A 19004-nucleotide genomic window follows, 5' to 3' on the forward strand; every position below is an offset into this window, starting at 1 on the left:
AGACACAGACCGCGCGTACATCTCGTCATACGCCGCACGATCAATATGGGCAGACGCCGTAAATGCGGCCGTGGGGGCATAGGATTTGTCAGACATGGTTTTCCTCCCAGAAAAGTAAACGCCCGCGCTATTAAAAGGAGCGGGCGGCCCCCGCAAAATTGCGGGTCGCGGGGGCCGTGTCGTGTTTAGATCGCGAGATATTCGGCGCGCAGCGCCTCGTTCTCGAGAACCTCTTTCGCACTACCATCATACACAACCGTGCCGGTGTCGAGGATTACTGCACGGTCGGCAAGGTTGAGTGCGCGGACCGCGTTTTGCTCGACCAGAACCGTGGTGATCCCCTGTGCCTTGATGATGCGCAGGGTCTTTTCGATCTCGTCGACGATCACGGGGGCGAGGCCCTCATAGGGTTCGTCGAGCAACAGCACCTTGATGTCGCGCGCCAGAGCCCGTGCGATGGCGAGCATTTGTTGTTCGCCGCCCGAAAGCGTGACGCCCTCTTGTTTGCGCCGCTCACGCAGACGCGGGAAAAGTTCGTACAGACGGTCAAGCGACCATCCGACGGGTTCGACGATCTGCGCCAGTTGCAGGTTTTCCTCAACGGTGAGGCCCGGAATGATGCGGCGATCCTCGGGGACCAGAGCGATGCCTTGAACTGCGGCCTCATAGGACTTCATCTCGTGAAGGCGTTTGTGGTCGAGCCAGATCTCGCCATGGGTCACTTGCGGCTCGTCCAGACGGGCGAGTGCGCGCAGGGTCGAGGTTTTCCCCGCGCCGTTGCGGCCCAGGAGGGCTAGGATTTCGCCTTCGTGGATGTTGAATGTGACACCCTGAACGATGTAGCTCTCGCCGTAGTAGGCGTGAATGTCCCATGCCGAAAAGAACGCAGGTGCGGTTTCGGCGTGATTGGCGTTCGGGTTGAACTGTTTTTCTGCCATGTGTCCGCTCCTTAGACCTCTTGTGTCTCGCCCAGATAGGCTTCTTTGACCTTCGGGTTGCCCTTGATGTTGTCGGGGGTGTCCTCGACGAGGGGGGTGCCCTGCGCCAGAACGGTGATGCGGTCCGCCAAAGAGAACACAACGTGCATATCATGCTCGATGATTGCGATGGTGATGTCGCGTTGTTCCTTGATCTCTTTGAGCAGGGCGATGGTGTTGTTGGTATCGGCACGGGCCATCCCCGCTGTCGGCTCGTCGAGCAGCAGCAGTTTCGGCTCTTGTACGAGACACATCGCGATCTCGAGGCGGCGTTTGTCCCCGCGCGACATGGCGGAGGCCAACATGGTGGATTTTTCCAACATGCCGACATCGTTCAACATTTTTTCTGCCTTTTCGATGAGGTCGACCTCGGCGCCCATGCTTCCCATCGCGTGCATACGAAATGCGCCATCGCGTTTGGCAAAGCAGGGGATCATCATGTTTTCCATCACCGACAGATCGCCAAAGATCTCGGGGGTCTGGAACACACGGGAGATGCCCATTTGGTTGATCTCGTGGGGCGAGCGACCCAGAACGGATTGGCCGTCAAACATGACAGAGCCCGTATCGGGGATCAGTTTGCCCACCAGACAGTTGAGAAGGGTGGATTTGCCCGCGCCATTGGGACCGATAATGGCGTGGACGGTGTTTTCCTCGACGGAGAGATTTACATCACCGAGAGCTTGCAGGCCCCCGAAACGTTTCCCCACGCCTTTGACTTCAAGAATTCCCATTTTGAGCGCTCCTTAAACGACGTGTTTGCTTGGGTCGGGGTGATGTTCGGGATCGGGATCGTCGTATTTGTCCCGTTTGGTTTTGCCTTTTTTGAGGCGTGTCGAGATATGCTTGAGGCCCTCGACCAAACCACCCGGAAGGAAGGTGACGACGAGCATGAAGGTCACGCCGAGGGTGAGGTGCCACCCTTCGCCGGTGAAGCGGGCAAAGACCCAGACCACAATCTCTTCGATGCCGTCGGGCAACCAATGGAACCAGGAGTGCAAGACGCTCTCGTTGATCTTGGAAAAGATGTTTTCGAGGTATTTGATCACACCTGCGCCCAACACCGGACCCATCAATGTGCCTGCGCCGCCGAGGATGGTCATAATGACAACCTCACCAGAGGCGGTCCACAGCATACGGTCGGCCCCGGCGAGCGGGTCCATTGCGGCCAGAAGGCCACCGGCGAGGCCGGCATACATGCCCGAGATCACAAAAGCGGCGAGCGTGTAGGGTTTGGGGTCGAGGCCGGTGAACTTCATCCGGTTCTGGTTGGATTTCACCGCACGCAGCATCATACCAAAGGGCGAGCGGAAAATGCGGATCGCTATGTAAAAGGCGATGATCGCAATGATCGCACAGAAATAGTAGCCCACGGAAAAGGTAAAGACACGGCCCAGAGCTTCGAGTTTGTAGGACGAATTCATCGCCAGACCGAACAGGTTGGTCACGGGCAGCGAGCCTGATTGGCTTGCCCCATCGAGAATGCGCGGATCGTCGAGCGCCAGTTGCAGGCCCGTTTCACCGTTGGTGATGGGGGTCAGCACCGAATAGGCCATTTTGTAGCACATCTGTGCAAAGGCCAGTGTGAGGATCGAAAAGTAGATGCCCGAGCGGCGCAGCGAGACATAACCGATGCCCAGAGCAAAGATGCCCGCGACGATCATGGCCAACAAAATGCCGGGAATGACATTCATGCTCAGCAATTTGAACATCCATACCGCAGAGTAGGAGCCAATGCCGAGAAACGCGGCGTGGCCGAAGCTGAGATAGCCGGTGAGGCCGAACAGGATGTTGAAGCCCACAGCAAAGATGCCGAAAATGGCGACCTTTTGCATGAGGTCGGGATAGCCGCCGTTGAACTGGGCGAGGCCCGATCCTTCGGCGAAGGGCTGCATCAGGAACGGCGTGAGCATGGTCAACGCAATTACAATCAGCAGGAACTTTGTGTCAGTTTTATTGAGTCCGAGCATTTGATTAGTCCTCCATCACGCCTTTTTTGCCCATCAGACCGCGCGGACGGGTCAACAGGATGATAATGGCGACGACGTAGATGATGATCTGGTCGATACCGGGGATGATCGACTTGATTTCGTTCATCGAGGCGAAGCTTTCGAGCACACCGAGCAGGAAGCCTGCGGCGACAGCACCGGGCAGGGAGCCCATGCCGCCGACAACCACCACAACGAAGGACAGCACGAGGAAATCCATACCCATGTGATAGTTCGGGCTAAGAACCGGCGCATACATCACGCCCGCTGTCCCTGCCACGGCGGCGGCGAGGCCGAACATAAAGGTAAAGCGGCGGTCGATATTGATGCCCAGAAGACCCACGGTTTCGCGGTCCGCCATACCGGCGCGGACAACCATCCCGAAGGTGGTAAAGCGCAGAAAGGAGAATACGGCACCGATGACGACAGCGGCGAACATAAAGTAGACCAGACGCCAGTAGGGGTAGACGATGCGGTTGGCTTCGAACCCGAGCAGCGAGCCGAAATCGAACGAGCCTTTAAAGGCGTCCGGTGCGGGGGTCGAAATGGGGTTGGCGCCGTAGAAATACTTGATCACTTCCTGAAGCACGATGGCCAGACCAAAGGTCACGAGGATCTGGTCGGCGTGCGGGCGTTTGTAGAAGTGTTTGATCAGGCCCCGTTCCATGATGTAGCCCACCGCGATCATGATCGGGATGGAGAACAAAATGGCGAGTGGCACAGACCAGTCGATCAGCCATGCCCCTGTCTCCGGGCCGAACCAGGCCTCGACGTAGGGGGTTTTGATCACGGCGGGGTTGCCGAGAAAGTCGGTTTTGGTCGGGTCGACCGTCTCGAATGAAATCGAGAAAATGCGCGACAGTGTCACGGCGCAAAACGCGCCGATCATGAAAATTGCCCCGTGGGCAAAGTTCACGACACCGAGCGTGCCGAAAATAAGTGTAAGCCCGAGTGCTATGAGCGCGTAAGCCGAGCCCTTATCAAGCCCGTTGAGCAATTGCGAAAGAATCGTCTCCATCGTCCCCACCTTAGGATTGTGGTTGTGCTTTGGCATGAAACCCTCAATGCCGCTGCCTGTGTCAGACGCGGAGGTGAGGGAACCGGAACCGCGAAAGACGCGGCCCCGATCGTTTCAATTGCATGAGGTGGAGCGCCTGACACCATTGGTGGCAAAGCGCTCCGAAGTGTTGGCAGGTTAGCCTGCGTTACACTCACCCAGTGCGCCACCGGCGAACATGGGGTGGTCGACATCGTATGTGACCTGAGCTGCCGGCGTGACTTCGACCACTTCGAGGAGGTCGAACTCGGATGTCGGGTTCTCTTTCCCGCGCACAACCAGAACGTCTTTGAAGCACTGGTGATCGCCCGCACGGTAGAGGGTCGGGCCGTTGCCCAAGCCGTCGAACTGGAAATCCTCGAGCGCTTCGACAACCGCACACGGGTTGAACGAACCGGCGCGTGCCACGGCATCTGCGTACAGAAGCGTCTGACAATATACGGTGTGTGCCGCCTGTGAGGGCGGGAAGCCGTATTTGGTGCCGAAGGATTTAACGAAGGCTTTGGAGGCCTCATCCTGAAGCGACCAGTGCCAGTTGGTGGACCCGTGGATGCCTTTCACGTTTTCGCCGGCACCACGCGCCATGAGGCGGGAGTAGAGCGGCACAACGATTTCAAAGTTCTTGCCGTTGACCATCTTGTCACGCAGGCCGAACTGAACGGCGTTGGTGAGCGAGTTGACCATGTCCCCGCCGTAGTGGTTCAACACGAGCACATCTGCGTCTGTTTGCAAAACAGGCGTGATGTAGGACGAGAAGTCGCCGGCGCCGAGCGGGGTGCGAACCTTGTTCACGGTTTCCCAACCCATAGCTTCGGTTGCGGCGGCAATCGACTCTTCTTGTGTCCAGCCCCATGAGTAGTCTGCGGTCAGGTGGTAGGCCTTACGGTCGGTGCCGTAGAGGTTCTTGAGCACAGGCGCGAGGGCCGCAGCCGACATGTACGCGTTAAAGAAGTGACGGAAGCCGTTGGCTTTCTTGTCTTTACCCGTGGTGTCGTTGGAGTGTGTGAGACCGGCCATAAAGATGACGCCTGCCTCTTGGCACAGACCCTGAACCGCGATGGCCACACCGGAGGACGAGCCGCCTGTGATCATCACAGCGCCGTCTTTTTCGATCATGGATTTTGCGGATGCGCGGGCTGCGTCGGATTTCGTCTGGGTATCGCCGGTGACGAACTCGACCTTTTTACCCAGAATGCCGTTGCCTTCGAGCACTTTGGAGCTGAAGGTGTTCATCATGCCGCCGTCGCCGCCACCGTTGAGGTGCTCGACAGCAAGCTCGTAGGCGCGCAGCTCGTCGGCACCCTCGTCGGCGTAGGCGCCGGACTGGGGAACGTTGAAGCCGAGCGTCACAGTGCCGCCCGTCGGTTCGTTGGTGAACGCCATGGCGCCAGAAGTGAAGATCGTCGGCATAGCGAGACCTGCACCCGTGACGGCACCGGTCTTGAGCAGACCGCGACGTGTAAAGTTGGATGTGGACATATTTATCCTCCCTAAAGGTTTTATTCCGACCCGAGCCGCCTCCTCCGCGTTCGGATCGCCACCTGTTTTTTACGCACGAAAGCGTTAACAGGATGCCACGAGTATGAGGGGGGATGAGAAAATTTCTCAACAAGTCACTCTTGTAAAATGATTTTTTTGTTAACGTTTACACAATGCGGTGGTACACAGTGTAAATAAATTTTCGCGCGATTGCAGCATCGCGTGGATGCATACGCAGAAAGCCGCTGAAAACGCTAAGGAATACAGATGCCACGGTCCACCCTCACAGGCAGCCGCATTCGCGAGCGCCGCACGCTCAAAGGCATAAAACAGGCCGATCTGGCCCGTAGGGTCGGGATTTCGCCGGCTTACCTGAACCTGATCGAACACAATCGCCGGAGAATCGCCGGAAAGCTGCTTGTGGATCTGGCCCGTGAACTCGAGGCCGATCTGGTGGCGCTGTCACAGGGGGCGCATGCGCCTTTGGTTGACGGGCTGCGGGCGGCGGCGGGCGAGGCGGGCGAGGCGCGGGATCTGGCGGAGGTCGACCGTGTGGAGGATTTCGCCGACCGTTTTCCCGGATGGGCGGGGTTGGTGATGCAGCAACGCGACCATATCGGCGCGTTGGAACGCCGTGTCGAGGCGCTCAATGACCGTCTGGCCCATGACCCCTATCTGAGTGATGCGCTGCACGATCTGTTGTCGTCGGTGACGGCGGTGCGCTCCACCGCGGGTATCCTGAATGCGGGCGACGATATCGACCCCGAGTGGCGCGTGCGCTTTCACCGCAATATCTACGAGGACAGTCAGCGCCTTGCCGACGGGGCGCAATCGCTTGTGACCTATCTTGACACCATCGGATCGGCCCATGAGGGTCTGTCGACGCCGCTTGATGAGGTGGAGGCGTGGCTCGCCGCGCAGTCCTATGCCCTTGGTGATGATGTGGCTGTGGACGGGGGGGCGGATCCGGACGGGGATGTGCTGCAAACCGGCGGGGCGGCCAATCCGGTCTCCAGTGCGCTCAAAAGCCGTGCCGCGCAAACGCTCGCCCGCGATTGGCAGGTCAAGGCCGCGCAGGATGCCGCTCTTATGCCACTTGATCAGGTGGACGCGGTTCTGGCGGAGTTTGGCCCGGATCCGTCGGCCTTGGCGCGGGTGGCGGGGGTGCCGCTTGATGCCGCAATGCGCAGGTTCGCCGCATTGCCGCCCGCCGATCACCGCCCGCCGGTTGGTCTGGCCCGTTGTGACGGTTCGGGGACGCTGACCTTTCGCAAGCCGCTTGACGGTTTTGTGTTGCCCCGCTTCGGGGCGGCCTGTCCACTTTGGCCGCTCTATCAGGCGCTTTTGCGACCGACCGTCCCCTTGCGCCGTGTGATCGAGGCACAGGGGCAACCCGCCCGCCGTTTTGTTGCCTACGCGATTTGTCAGCCGACACAGGTGCCACAGTTTGATGCGCCGCAGATCGTCGAGGCCACGATGATGGTCGTGCCGATCGAACACGCAGGTGTGCCGCCTTTGCCGTCCGGCGAGGCCTTGGGCGTGGGCTCGACCTGTCGCGTCTGTGTGCGTGCGGACTGTGCGGCGCGGCGCGAGCCGTCTTTGGTCACGCTGGATCACGCGCAGGACCTGCGTTGACCAAACGTAAGCCGGGTCGTTTGCGCATTCGGTGGTGAAGCCTTTTGACTCAGGCCGCCCGAGCGGCGATAAGGGACGGGACCAAGGGGAGAGGGTTGTTGCATGGGCAAACGTGTCCTGCTCATCGAAGACGAGCCAAATATCATTGAAGCTATCCGGTTTATTCTGTCGCGTGACGGGTGGACGGTCGAAACGCATTCCGATGGCGGCACGGCGGTGGCGGCGGTCGAGAGCAAAGTCCCCGACATCATTATTCTCGACGTGATGCTCCCCAATAAATCCGGTTTCGATATCCTGCGCGAGCTGCGTGAGATGGAGGCGCATAAATCCCGCCCCATTTTGATGCTCACGGCGCGGGGGCAGAAAAAAGACCGCGAACTGGCCGAGGCCTCGGGCGTGTCGGTGTTTATGACCAAGCCCTTTGCCAATGCCGATATGTTGGAGGCGGTGCGCAATTTGGCGCGTGATGCGCAAAGTGCGACCCACGATGGCGATGCCTGAGCCAAAAGGCGGCCCCCGTGACCCTCTGGAGTTCGAACAGGTGCCGCGTCCTGATCCCGATACCGCGCGGCCCGATCTGACACACCCCGATCTGTCTCGGGCGGAACGCCGCACGCCGCTCTATCTCGCGCGGGCGTCCTATCGTCAGCGCCGTTGGATCGATGCGCATCGCCTTTTGCCTGTCTTGCTATTTTTCCTCTATCTGTTGCCGCTGTTGTGGGGGGGCGATGACACGGGCGAACCCGTAGGCCGCGGCGTGCGTTCGGTGGTGTATGTGTTTGCGATCTGGGGGTTGGCCATTGTCGGCAGTGTGGTGTTTGCCGTGGCGATGCAGCGCAAAGTGGCGCAAGCCCCCCCTATTCCCAAAGGGGGGCAGGGGGCCAAGGCGTCACAGGGGGAGAGACGCGGCGAAAACACCGCACCCGCCGGTCCGGACCACAAGGAGGACTAGAGGTGCTGTCGTTCAACATTCTGGTTCTGGTCTGTCTGGCCTATGCGTCGCTGTTGTTTGCCGTGGCTTTCTGGGCGGAAAAACGCGCCGAGCGGGGCCGTTTGGGGTGGCTGCGCTCCCCCGTGGTCTACACGCTGTCGCTGTCGATCTATTGTACCGCGTGGACGTTTTACGGCGCGGTGGGCTATGCGGCGCGTTCCGGCCTTGAGTTCGTGACGATCTATGTCGGTCCGAGCCTTGTGATGATCGGATGGTGGTGGGTGTTGCGCAAACTGGTGCGGATCGGTCGCACACAGCGCATTACCTCCATCGCTGACCTGATTTCGTCGCGGTTTGGCAAATCCAACACCCTTGGGGTGCTTGTCACCTTGCTCGCTGTTATCGCGGCCACGCCCTATATTGCGCTTCAACTTCAATCGGTTGCACTTTCATTCGCGGTGTTCGGGATCAATGACCCACAGGCGATGGTGGTGACGGACCTGAACAAAACCGCGCTTTGGGTTGCGGGGGGGCTGACCCTGTTCACGATCCTGTTCGGCACCCGCAACCTTGACGCCAACGAGCGTCACCACGGGGTTGTGACCGCCATCGCACTGGAGGCGGTGGTGAAGCTCGTGGCTCTGGTCGCGGTGGGTGTGTTTGTGGTCTGGGGCGTGGGCGGCGGTCTGGGCGAAACCTTGTCGCGTATTGATACCTCTCCCATCGCGCAACAGTCGATCAACGGCACTCGGTGGGTGACGCTGACGCTATTGGCGGCGGCGGCGTTTTTGACCTTGCCGCGCATGTTTCAGGTGCTTGTGGTGGAAAGCCCCGAAGAGAGCCATTTGTTCACCGCAGGATGGGCCTTTCCGCTCTATCTGTTCGGCATGTCGCTGTTCGTGATCCCGATTGCCGTGACGGGGCTTGCGGTGCTGCCGGAAGGGGCGAACCCCGACATGTTCGTGCTGACTATCCCGCTCAACTTTGACAAACAGGCGCTTGCCGCGCTTAGCTTTCTGGGCGGGTTTTCATCGGCCACCTCGATGGTGATTGTGGCCGCGATTGCCCTGTCGACGATGGTGTCCAACCACATCGTGATGCCGATCTGGCTGTCGAGCCGCAAAGAGGGCGCAACGGTGTCGGGCGATGTGCGCTCGGTCGTGTTGCTGGCGCGGCGTATCTCCATCGCGGGGGTTTTGAGCCTCGGGTATCTGTATTTCCATATCTCGGGCGGCTCCGAGGCGCTCGCGGCGATTGGCATGATCTCGTTCACAGGCGTGGCACAGGTCTTGCCGGCGATGATCGGCGGCGTGTTCTGGCGCGGGGCCACGCGGGTGGGGGCGATTGCGGGCATTGTGACGGGCTTCGTGATCTGGGCCTATACGATGTTCCTGCCCTCTTTCGGGGCGGCGGCGGGCTTCACGGAGACCTTTATGGCCCACGGTCCGTTCGGTCTGGAATGGCTGCGCCCGCAAGCCCTGTTCGGCGTTACGGGCGCCGATCCGGTGGTGCATGCCGTGGGGTGGTCGATTGCGCTCAATACGCTGGTCTTTGCGGTGGGGTCCCTGTTTTCATTCCCGCGCCCCGTCGAGCGGCTTCAGGGCGCGCAATTCGTCAATGTGTTCGAACATACGGGATCGGCGCGGCGGTGGTCCGAAGGTCTGGCCGAGGCCGAGGACCTGTTGATGATGGCGCAACGCATCGTTGGTCCCGCCGAGGCACAAAAGCTGTTTCAGATCGAGGCCGAGGCCCAGGGCAAGCAGGGCTATTTGCCCGATGTGACCCCCGCCTTTCTGGAGCGGTTGGAACGCGAGCTTGCGGGCTCTGTGGGGGCGGCCACCGCCCACGCCATGCTTGGCCAACTGGTCGGCGGTTCGGTCGTGTCGGTCGAGGATCTGATGGCGGTGGCCGATGAGGCGGCGCAGATTATGGAATACTCCAGTCAGCTCGAAGCCAAGTCCACGGAACTGGTTCGCACCGCACGTCAATTGCGCGAGGCCAACGAGAAACTCACGGCGCTGTCGATCCAGAAGGACGCCTTTTTGAGCCAGATCAGCCATGAGTTGCGCACACCTATGACCTCGATTCGTGCCTTTTCCGAAATTTTGCGCGACAGTGGTGACATGGGGGGCGGCACAGGAGGCAATACGGCGGGCGGCGCCGGCATGGCTCCCGAAGATCTCAAACGGTTTTCCGGCATCATCCATGACGAGGCGCAGCGCCTGACGCGGTTGCTTGACGATCTGTTGGACCTGTCGGTGTTGGAAAACGGTCAGGTGACGTTGAACTGGGCGCGGACCAATTTGCACGATGTGATTGCGCGTGCGGTTCAGGCGACAACACAGGGCGGCACCGACATGGCGTTGGCTGTGCATCGTGCCGAGTTGAGCGAACACATTGCCATTGATACCGACCCGGACCGCCTTGCGCAGGTGTTTATCAACCTGATTACCAATGCGCGCAAATATTGTGACGCGACCAATCCCGCGTTGCATATCACCGCGACACGGATCGGGCGGGACCGGCTTCAGATCGATTTCGTTGACAACGGGTCGGGCATTCCCGCCGATAAACAGGCGATGATTTTCGAAAAGTTCTCACGCTTGACCGATCACGCCAAAGCGGGGGGGGCGGGGCTTGGTCTTGCGATTTGCCGCGAGATTATGCTCAACCTTGGCGGCACGATTTCCTACCTGCCCGGACAGGGGGGCGCGGCATTCCGTCTTGAGCTGCCGCGTATACGCCGCAAACCGCCACGCCCGTCCTGAGCGGTGATCGGGATTATTTTAGAGGCACGGTAATAATTATTACCTGAATCAAGGTTTTGTTTACCGAGTTGGGGCAAAATCGGGATCAGTCAGGAATCTAGGTACGCATGTCAGACGAAGACGTCATTACAGCCTTGAGACGCAAAACCGGAGCGGGGCGCCCGCCACCGGAAGTGCAACCCATGTCGCCAACCAAAGCGTTGCGCGTGGGGTTTGCCAAAGCGGCCGAAGAGGCGATGGAGCTGATTTTTCAGGTCCAACAGGTCGAGGAGCGTCGCCAGACGGTATCGGCCCTGACCGCGAGCCTTCCGGGCAATGCGCTTCTGGCGCTGTTGGAGGGGCCGTTGAACCAGTTCGGGTTGATGGTGTTCGATCACATCACCACGGCCTCTGTCGTCGAACAGATGACCACAGGGTCGGTGTTGCCGATGGCCCCCGAGGAGCGACAGCCCTCCACCACGGATGCGGTGATGTGTTCGGATTTGATGGACCGGATGCTCGAAGAGTTCGAGGACCAGATTTCCGAATCCCCCGATCCCCCCAAAGTCCACGGGTTCCGTTATGCCGCCCGTCTTCAGGAGGCGCGCTCTATCGCGCTGGCCTTTGACGATGTGCCGTACCGGTGTTTTTACATCACCGTGAAAATCGGCCGTGTGGCCCGCGAAAGCACCGTCGTGCTGATTTTCCCCTATGACGCCCCGCCGCCCAAACGGGTCAAGGGCGAGGACAGTGCATGGGGCAAGGAATTCAAAGACGTGGTGATGGGGACGCATGTGACGCTCGATACCGTGCTGCACCATATGAAGCTCTCCTTGTCGGAGGTCTCCGCATGGGAGGAGGGGACATTGATCCCGATCCCGCGCGAGGCGTTATCACGGGTGGAAATCCGTGCGCAGGATGGCCGCAAGATCAGCCGGGGCCGGATCGGTCAAATCGGCGGGGCGCGGGCGGTGCGGATTGATTTGACCCCTGATGACGGATCCAACGGGCCGCTTGACGGTCGGGCGCTTGACCTCGGGGATCTGGCGGGCATGGGCGGTATGGGCGGCATGGCGCCGAGAGGGGGCGACCTGCCTTCCTTGAGCAATCTTGGTGTGGGCGGGTCCGACAGTGAGGCGGGGCTTGGTGATATGGACCTCGGTGATCTGCCTGCGATGGGGGATCTGCCGGACCTTGACGCGGCGGGGAGCGATTTGCCGGACCTTGGCGATCTGCCTCCGCTTGGCGATTTGCCCGCAATGGATGATTTGCCACCGCTCGGCGATATGGGCGACTTTGATGACTTGCCTGCGCTCGGTGACCTGCCACCTTTGGGTGAACTGCCGGATTTCGAGTGATCCGGCGTCGCGCGTGATCCGCGCCGTCCCGCAATGGGGGGATCCCCTTTGGCCTGTGTATCCTGCATCCGGTGTCCCGCGTCCTGATTGGCTCTTGATGTGAATCAAGGCTCAACGCGAGGTTGTGCGCGACAATGGCGCATCAGGAGGGTCTCGTATGAAAAGCCTCGAACAAAGACGTGTGCAGCTTCTGGCTCGTCAGGCCGAGCTTGAGGCGCGTTTACATGATATTGATGCGGAACTTGATACGCCCCAGTCCAAGGATTGGGACGACTCGGCGATAGAACGCGAAGGCGATGAGGTTCTTGAGGGGATGGGGCATGCGGGACAGGTTGAATTGACCCTGATTGCCGCCGCCCTCGCGCGGATTGACGCGGGCGAGTACGGGGTTTGCGGGCGATGCGGTGAGGCGATTGGTCAGGAGCGCCTTGACCTTGTGCCGCACACGCCGCTGTGCCGGACCTGTGCCGCGTAACCACGCATGACCTTGCCACACAGGGCCGCCGCGCGACCCGAACCGGGCCGCAACCAGACTGAAATGACGTGCGCCGCATTCGTGCGCACCGCAACGGGAGGATTGCCATGACCAAGAAAACAGACCGAGAAATCGACCAGATCGTCGACACGCTTGTGGGGGACCATGATGTGGCCGAAAAGCTGAAAGCAAAGCTGCACGAGGCGGGGCAACACGCCACGCCGCTCAAAGTGGTGGTTGCGGATGACAGTGCCGAGGCGGAGGATGATTTGTGGGATAACCTGCCCGTATGAGGCCCGTATGACGCGCATATGAGACCCGTTTTGCGGCCTGTTGCGCCCTCTTGCGCCATGGCGTGTCACCTGTCCTTGTAGGGCGCAGCACAACGCCCTAGTCTGGATTTGCTGCCAAATTCCTTGGCAGATTGATCATTGAAAGGAGGCCGTCATGGCCTTTGAAGCGCTCAAGATACAAGTCTACATGATCCTTGACGAGATTGCGCAGCGCCCTGCGGACCGCCACATTTTGCAAGAGCAATTGCGCGAAAAGCTCTCTGAGTTGTCCAACCTTGGCCTGCCGCTTCCGGCGGATCTGGTGCGGTTGGAGGCGGAGTTGGAACAAGACGCCGCTGATGTGCTTTATCCCAAACCCGCCGCCGACCCTGCATAGCCCTTTGCAAACGGCCGTCGATGCGGGGCGCAAACGGGTGAGGCGAATATGACGTCTTTTCCAACAGTTCCTTGCCTTTAGCGCGGCTTGGGTCCAGAAATAGGTGAGGCTGTTATTCACGGGGTAGGAGGGGTTATGGCGATCAAAAGGCATGTGGCGCAGGCCGTGTTACAGATCAACGGGCCTATTGCGTCTGTTGTCCTGTCCAATCCCCCCGCCAATATGCTGACCGATGCGATGCGGGCCGAGATTTACGCCCATATCGAGACCGCCGATGCCGACCCGTCCGTGACAGCGATTGTTCTGGCCGCACAGGGTCACCGGTTTTCGCGTGGCATGAGCGATGCCGACCTTGACCGGCCACAGGCCTTTCCCGACCTCAATACCCTGTGCAACCGGATCGAGATGTGTACCAAGCCCGTGGTGGCCGCATTGGCCGGTGCCGTGGTGGCCGAAGGGGTGGCACTCGCACTGGCCGCGCATTACCGTGTTATGGGCGCGAATGCGCGATTTGCCTTTCCGGATGCCAGTTTCGCGCTCGTCCCTGCGGGGGGCGTGACACAACGTTTGCCGCGTTTGATCGGGGTGGAGGCCGCCCTTGCCGCGCTTTTGTCCGCGGGGTCACTTGCGGCGCAAAACGCCCATGCGATGGGGCTTGCCGATCTTGTGACCACGCAAAAGTTGCGTGTGGCGGCGGTGGCGTTTGCCCGTGACTGTGTGGCGCAAGGCGCAGGTCCGCGCCGCGTGCGCGATATGGATCAGGTGTTTACGCAGGCCGGTGCGGGCCGTGCGGCCATCGCCGCGGCGCGGCGCACGCACGGGCCGCGGGCTTTCGGGGCCAAGCGGATCATTGATTGCGTGGAGGCGGCGATGCTCTTGCCGTTTGACGCCGGTGTCGGGCGTGAGGAGACCGAGCGGGCGGATGCCCTGGCCGCCCCCCAAAGTGCCGCATTGCGCCATGCCTACCTCAGTGAACGCCGTGCCGTGCGTCCGCGCGGATTTACCACGGATGAGGCGCGCCCCGTGAAAACGCTTGGCCTGTCGGGGGCGTCGAACCTCGCGTTGGGCCTGTGTCTGTCGGCGTTGGACCACGGGTTCAATGTGCGCTTTCTGGCTCCGACGGCGCAGGTCGCACAGACCATTCTGGAAAAGATCAACGCCGCCTATGTCGCGGCCGAAACCAGAGGGCAGGTGAGTGCAGAGCAAAAGCAATCCCGCCTTGACGCCTTTTTCGTAAGCGCCGATCCCGCCGGTTTTGCCGATTGCGATGCCGTGATCGAGGCCACAACCGGCGCCCTTGATACCCGTGTCCAGACCCTGCTTGCGGTCGAGGCGGCAATGGCCGCAGACACGCCTTTGGCCACGGTGTCCGATCGTGCTGTGGCGCAGATGGCGGGCAAGCTGTCGCATCCGGAGCGGTTTTGCGCCGCACATGTCTTTGCCCCCGCACAGCTGATCCGTTTGGTGGAACTGGGCCGCGCCCCCGCAACGCACTCTGCCGCTCTTGCGACCTTTCATGCCCTGTTCACACAGCTTGAAAAGCGCGTTGTGACGGTGGAGGCCCACGACGGATTTGTGGCCAACGCTGTTCAGGATGCGGGGCTTCAGGCCGTGGATGTCTGTCTGTTGCTCGGGGCGACGCCGTCACAGATCGACGCGGCTATGGTGCGGTTCGGGTTTCCGGTCGGCCCGTGTGCGATGATGGATCGGATCGGCCTTGAACATTTTGGTGGCACGGTGGCACAGGCACTGGACGCCGCGGGGCTGTCGGCGGTTTCGGGGCGCGGATTTTATGATGCGGAGGGCTCTGATCTTGAAGCTGTCGAAGTGATCGAGATGTTGCGCGAGGCGGGGGAGATTTCCCCGACCGCGTTTAAAGATGGCGAACTGGTCGGGCGGATCCTGTTGGCACAGGCCAACGCCGGCGTGCATCTGTTGGAGCGTGGCGTGGTCGAGCGGCCGCTTGATATCGACGTGATCATGATGTTGGGCAAAGGATTTCCGCGCCATCACGGCGGACCGATGAAGTGGGCCGACAAAATCACCCCGCTGCAGGCGGAAAAAGCATTGAAACGCTACGCTGTTTCCGCACCGGAAATCTGGGCCCCCGCGGCACTTTGGCATGAGCTGGTCAAAGGTGGCGAGACATTCGACCACCTCAACCGCGCGCCGTAATCGTCTGATTTTTAACGGACTTCGTGTCCGGTGGTGTCCTTTGCCACCTGCGGCTCTACGCGGTGGCGGGGCCTGATACAGAAAATTTTGGCGCAATCGCACTTTTGTTTGTCCTCTTGATCGAAATCAAGGAGGGGGTGGGGTGCATGACCTAGTTTCATTCTTGAGCGCAGGAGGCCTCGTCCTCAGTCAGACTGAGGCCCTCTGCAATCCTCCTGCGAGCCCTCTTTTTGAGTGTTCGCACCGTATCCAGTCCTTTGTGCGTGGGCTGAATACTATACTGGCGTCCGAGGGTTTATGCGTTTCTCCCCGGACGCCATTTTTTTCACTTTTTACACGACCTGTGCAGTGCCGCGAACGGGGCTTGTCCGTGCGCGTATTGCGGCACGCCATTTGGACGCTAAGGTGGGATCAGGGGAGATATTATTGTGACCGAGACTCTTGATCCGAACGCGATTTGCGAAACTGCGCTGCGGTGGCACCGCGATGGCATCGGGGCCGTTGTGGCCACAGTGATCGACACATGGGGCAGCGCCCCGCGCCCCGTGGGGAGCCAATTGGCGATTTCCGGACATGGTGACATGATCGGCTCGGTGTCGGGGGGCTGTGTCGAGGGCGCGGTGATCACCGAGGCGCTTGACCTTATTGCCGCCCCCGCGATGAAAATTCTGGAATTCGGGGTGTCGGATGAGGATGCGTTTTCTGTCGGCTTGGCCTGTGGCGGGACCATCCGCGTGCTGTTGGAACCCGTTGGCGCGGTGATGCCCGAGGCGCTTCTGGCGCAGATCGTGGCCGCCCGTGAAACGCGCACGCCTGTGGCCTATGTGGTGGATTTGACGCGCGGGGCGCGCCGTGTGGCGGATCCCGCCGAGTTTGCGGCACGGTTTGCGTCGGATCGCTCCGGCATCGAGGCCGATGGCGAGACCTTTGTCGCCATTCACAACCCGCCCGCGCGCATCGCCGTGATCGGCGCGGTGCATATCGCCCAAGCCCTGTTGCCGATGGCGCGGATTGCGGGATTTGATGTGCATCTGATCGACCCGCGCGGGGCCTTTGCATCCGGGAGCCGTTTTCCATCCGAAGAGATAAGCGATGACTGGCCCGATGAGGCGCTTGATCGCTATGGGTTGGATGCCCGCACCGCCGTGGTGACGCTCACCCATGATCCCAAACTCGATGACCCCGCTTTGATGCGGGCGCTCACGTCCAAGGCGTTCTATGTCGGCTCGCTCGGCTCCACGCGTACCCATGCCAAACGTGTGACGCGGCTGACGCAGGCGGGGTTGAGCGCGGATCAGATCGCACGACTTCACGCGCCGGTGGGGCTCAAGATCAAGGCACAGTCGCCCGCCGAGATCGCGGTGTCGATTCTGGGGCAAATTATCGAAGTGATGCGCGGCGACTGACACCGGCGCGGTGGCACTTTACGGGCGGGGCCGATCTGTGGTCTGCTCACACACGGGACAACAAGGAGGGCGCGCCATGACGATGCTCACGCTAAATATTAACGGTGAGGACAAAACGGCACAGGTCGAGGGGCGCACGCTCTTGGTCGATTTCCTGCGCGATGGCGGTTTGACGGGCACCCATGTCGGATGCGAAACAAGCCAGTGCGGGGCCTGTACCGTGCATATGAACGGTGCGCCGGTAAAGGCCTGTTCGGTCTTTGCGCTTGAGGCCGAGGGGGCGCAGATCACCACGATCGAGGGCATGGCGGTACCGGATGGCGAGGACGCGGGGCTGTCGGCCCTTCAGGCGGCGTTCAAGGAACACCACGGGCTGCAATGCGGGTTTTGTACGCCGGGCATGATCATGTCGGCGGCGGCGCTTCTCAAAGAGGTGGCCAAGCCGGATGAGGCGCAGATCCGCAGTCACCTTGAGGGCAATATCTGTCGCTGTACCGGCTACCATAACATTGTCAAAGCGATCATGGCCGCAAGCGGTCAGGACGTCTCTGGCATCGCGGCTGAGTAGGAGGGCGCACCATGTACGACTTTGAATTGATCCGGCCCGCGTCATTGGCCGAGGCGATTGCCGCGCTCGAAGACGAGGATGCACAGGCGTTGGGCGGCGGTCAGACGTTGATCCCGACACTCAAGGCCCGCCTTGCGATGCCCTCCGCACTGGTTTGTTTGTCGGGGCTGTCCGAGATTGTGGGGATTTGCGACGGGGATGACGGGCGGGTGTGCATCGGCGGGGCGACCACACATGCACAAATCGCCCGCGAGGCCACGCGGTTTCCGGCGCTTGCGGCCCTTGCGGGGCAAATCGGTGACGCGGCGGTGCGCACACGTGGCACGATCGGCGGATCGGTGGCCAACAATGACCCCTCGGCCTGTTACCCCGCGGCTGTTCTGGCGTGTGGTGCCGATGTCTGTACGCCCGAGCGCACGATTGCGGCGGATGACTTCTTCGTCGGGCTGTTCGAGACGGCGTTGGCGCCGGGGGAAATTATCACCGAGGTGCGGTTCCCCGTGCCGACCCGTGCGGCCTATGCCAAGTTCGAACAACCCGCCTCGCGGTTTGCGCTTGTGGCGGTGTTCGTCGCGGATTTCGACGGCGATGTCCGCGTGGCCGTGACGGGGGCGAGCGGCGATGGCGTGTTCCGGTGGCGTGAGGCCGAGGCCGCATTGTCGCGCGATTTTAGCCCCGAGGCGCTCGACGGTTTGAGTGTCGATGCGGATGGCATGCTGTCGGACCCGCATGGGGCGGCGGATTACCGTGCTCATTTAATTGGTGTGATGACGCGCCGCGCGGTGCAAAACGCCCGTGCCTAGGGTGAGTCGGGTCGGTAACGCGGGCTGATCTGTGGCTTTCGACCATAAAAAATCCCCGAAACCGTGAGGCTTCGGGGATACCCTGTCAGACTCGGCGTCTGATGCGGCGGGCCGTTTTGTCGGCCCTGCAGCGTGTTTATTTTGGAAGTGGCCCGATCATCATGATCATCTGGCGGCCTTCCATTTTCGGCATGTTTTCGATCTTGCCGATCTCTTTGGTGTCTTCTGCAACGCGCTCAAGCAGGTTGCGACCCAGATCCTGGTGCGCCATTTCGCGGCCACGGAAGCGCATGGTGATTTTCACCTTGTCGCCGTTTTCCAAGAACTTCGAAACGCTGCGCATTTTCACACCGTAATCATGGGTGTCCGTGTTGGGACGGAACTTCACCTCTTTGATTTCAATGATCTTTTGGTTTCTGCGAGCCTCGGATTCACGTTTTTGCTGTTCATATTTGAACTTGCCATAATCCATGATTTTACACACGGGCGGCTCTGCGTTCGGTGAGATTTCCACGAGGTCGAGTTCGGCATCTGCGGCCATTTCCATGGCGCGTTGAGGCGTCACAACGCCAACGTTTTCTCCATCTGCGCCGATGAGGCGAATTTCCGGTGACCGAATATGTTCGTTGATACGAGGACCGGTTTCTCTGGTCGGCGGGGCTCTGTGTGGGCGGCGGGCTATGACACGCTCCTATTTGTGATTTCTGAAAATGTGGGCGATCCGATATGTGATCAA

At 60.5% G+C, this 19004-nt stretch carries 18 protein-coding genes; 12 read left to right on the forward strand and 6 right to left on the reverse strand.

From position 1 onward, the window contains the following. Positions 1–185: 185 nt before the first annotated feature. The 5 genes from ACN0Q0_RS14450 to ACN0Q0_RS14470 all read right to left on the reverse strand — a co-directional run bounded on the left by ACN0Q0_RS14450 (position 186) and on the right by ACN0Q0_RS14470 (position 5501). Positions 186–938, reverse strand: coding sequence for an ABC transporter ATP-binding protein (locus ACN0Q0_RS14450; protein WP_417244117.1), 753 nt, complete (start codon positions 936–938; stop codon positions 186–188). Positions 939–949: 11 nt separating this feature from the next. Further along, a complete protein-coding gene (locus tag ACN0Q0_RS14455) occupies positions 950–1711 on the reverse strand; it encodes an ABC transporter ATP-binding protein (protein ID WP_417244118.1) in 762 nt (253 codons plus the stop codon). Positions 1712–1723: 12 nt separating this feature from the next. Further along, positions 1724–2947, reverse strand: a complete 1224-nt coding sequence (locus ACN0Q0_RS14460) for a branched-chain amino acid ABC transporter permease (RefSeq protein WP_417244119.1) — start codon at positions 2945–2947, stop codon at positions 1724–1726. Positions 2948–2951: 4 nt separating this feature from the next. After that, on the reverse strand, positions 2952–3983 hold the full coding sequence (locus tag ACN0Q0_RS14465) for a branched-chain amino acid ABC transporter permease (protein WP_417244120.1): 1032 nt from the start codon (positions 3981–3983) through the stop codon (positions 2952–2954). A 177-nt stretch (positions 3984–4160) separates the two neighbouring features. Further along, entirely contained in the window at positions 4161–5501 is a 1341-nt protein-coding gene (locus ACN0Q0_RS14470; RefSeq protein ID WP_417244121.1) for a substrate-binding protein, read from the reverse strand. Positions 5502–5768: 267 nt separating this feature from the next. Here ACN0Q0_RS14470 and ACN0Q0_RS14475 point away from each other — a divergent pair, with 267 nt between their 5' ends. The 12 genes from ACN0Q0_RS14475 (at position 5769) to ACN0Q0_RS14530 (ending at position 18268) form a co-directional block, all read left to right on the forward strand. Next, positions 5769–7136, forward strand: coding sequence for a short-chain fatty acyl-CoA regulator family protein (locus ACN0Q0_RS14475; RefSeq protein WP_417244122.1), 1368 nt, complete (start codon positions 5769–5771; stop codon positions 7134–7136). A 102-nt stretch (positions 7137–7238) separates the two neighbouring features. Then, positions 7239–7637, forward strand: a complete 399-nt coding sequence (locus ACN0Q0_RS14480; protein ID WP_417244123.1) for a response regulator transcription factor — start codon at positions 7239–7241, stop codon at positions 7635–7637. After that, complete coding sequence (locus ACN0Q0_RS14485; protein WP_417244124.1) at positions 7624–8088, forward strand: hypothetical protein; 465 nt, start codon at positions 7624–7626, stop codon at positions 8086–8088. Before ACN0Q0_RS14480 ends, ACN0Q0_RS14485 begins: the two co-directional genes overlap by 14 nt. Positions 8089–8090: 2 nt before the next feature. Further along, positions 8091–10835 (forward strand): ATP-binding protein, encoded by a 2745-nt coding sequence (locus tag ACN0Q0_RS14490; RefSeq protein ID WP_417244125.1) that lies wholly within the window; start codon positions 8091–8093, stop codon positions 10833–10835. 182 nt (positions 10836–11017) lie between these two features. Continuing rightward, positions 11018–12172 (forward strand): FliM/FliN family flagellar motor switch protein, encoded by a 1155-nt coding sequence (locus ACN0Q0_RS14495; protein ID WP_417244126.1) that lies wholly within the window; start codon positions 11018–11020, stop codon positions 12170–12172. 157 nt (positions 12173–12329) lie between these two features. Continuing rightward, positions 12330–12647 (forward strand): TraR/DksA family transcriptional regulator, encoded by a 318-nt coding sequence (locus tag ACN0Q0_RS14500; protein ID WP_417244127.1) that lies wholly within the window; start codon positions 12330–12332, stop codon positions 12645–12647. Positions 12648–12754: 107 nt separating this feature from the next. Beyond that, complete coding sequence (locus ACN0Q0_RS14505) at positions 12755–12940, forward strand: hypothetical protein (RefSeq protein WP_417244128.1); 186 nt, start codon at positions 12755–12757, stop codon at positions 12938–12940. A 154-nt stretch (positions 12941–13094) separates the two neighbouring features. Next, positions 13095–13316, forward strand: a complete 222-nt coding sequence (locus ACN0Q0_RS14510) for a hypothetical protein (protein WP_417244129.1) — start codon at positions 13095–13097, stop codon at positions 13314–13316. Positions 13317–13451: 135 nt separating this feature from the next. Further along, on the forward strand, positions 13452–15491 hold the full coding sequence (locus tag ACN0Q0_RS14515; RefSeq protein ID WP_417244130.1) for an enoyl-CoA hydratase-related protein: 2040 nt from the start codon (positions 13452–13454) through the stop codon (positions 15489–15491). Between the two features lie 425 nt (positions 15492–15916). Continuing rightward, positions 15917–16897 carry an XdhC family protein gene (locus tag ACN0Q0_RS14520; protein ID WP_417244198.1) on the forward strand — a complete coding sequence of 327 codons (981 nt, stop codon included), beginning with the start codon at positions 15917–15919 and terminating at the stop codon, positions 16895–16897. 76 nt (positions 16898–16973) lie between these two features. After that, complete coding sequence (locus ACN0Q0_RS14525) at positions 16974–17465, forward strand: (2Fe-2S)-binding protein (RefSeq protein WP_417244131.1); 492 nt, start codon at positions 16974–16976, stop codon at positions 17463–17465. 11 nt (positions 17466–17476) lie between these two features. Continuing rightward, positions 17477–18268: an FAD binding domain-containing protein gene (locus ACN0Q0_RS14530; RefSeq protein WP_417244132.1), complete on the forward strand. Its 792-nt coding sequence runs from the start codon at positions 17477–17479 to the stop codon at positions 18266–18268. 136 nt (positions 18269–18404) lie between these two features. Here ACN0Q0_RS14530 and infC read toward each other — a convergent pair whose 3' ends face one another. Continuing rightward, the gene (gene infC / locus ACN0Q0_RS14535) at positions 18405–18950 is read right to left on the reverse strand and encodes a translation initiation factor IF-3 (RefSeq protein WP_417244199.1); all 546 of its coding nucleotides are present in this window, start codon (positions 18948–18950) and stop codon (positions 18405–18407) included. Between the last annotated feature and the right edge of the window lie 54 nt (positions 18951–19004).

This window comes from Celeribacter sp., from assembly GCF_048259695.1.
Taxonomy (GTDB): Bacteria; Pseudomonadota; Alphaproteobacteria; order Rhodobacterales; family Rhodobacteraceae; genus Celeribacter.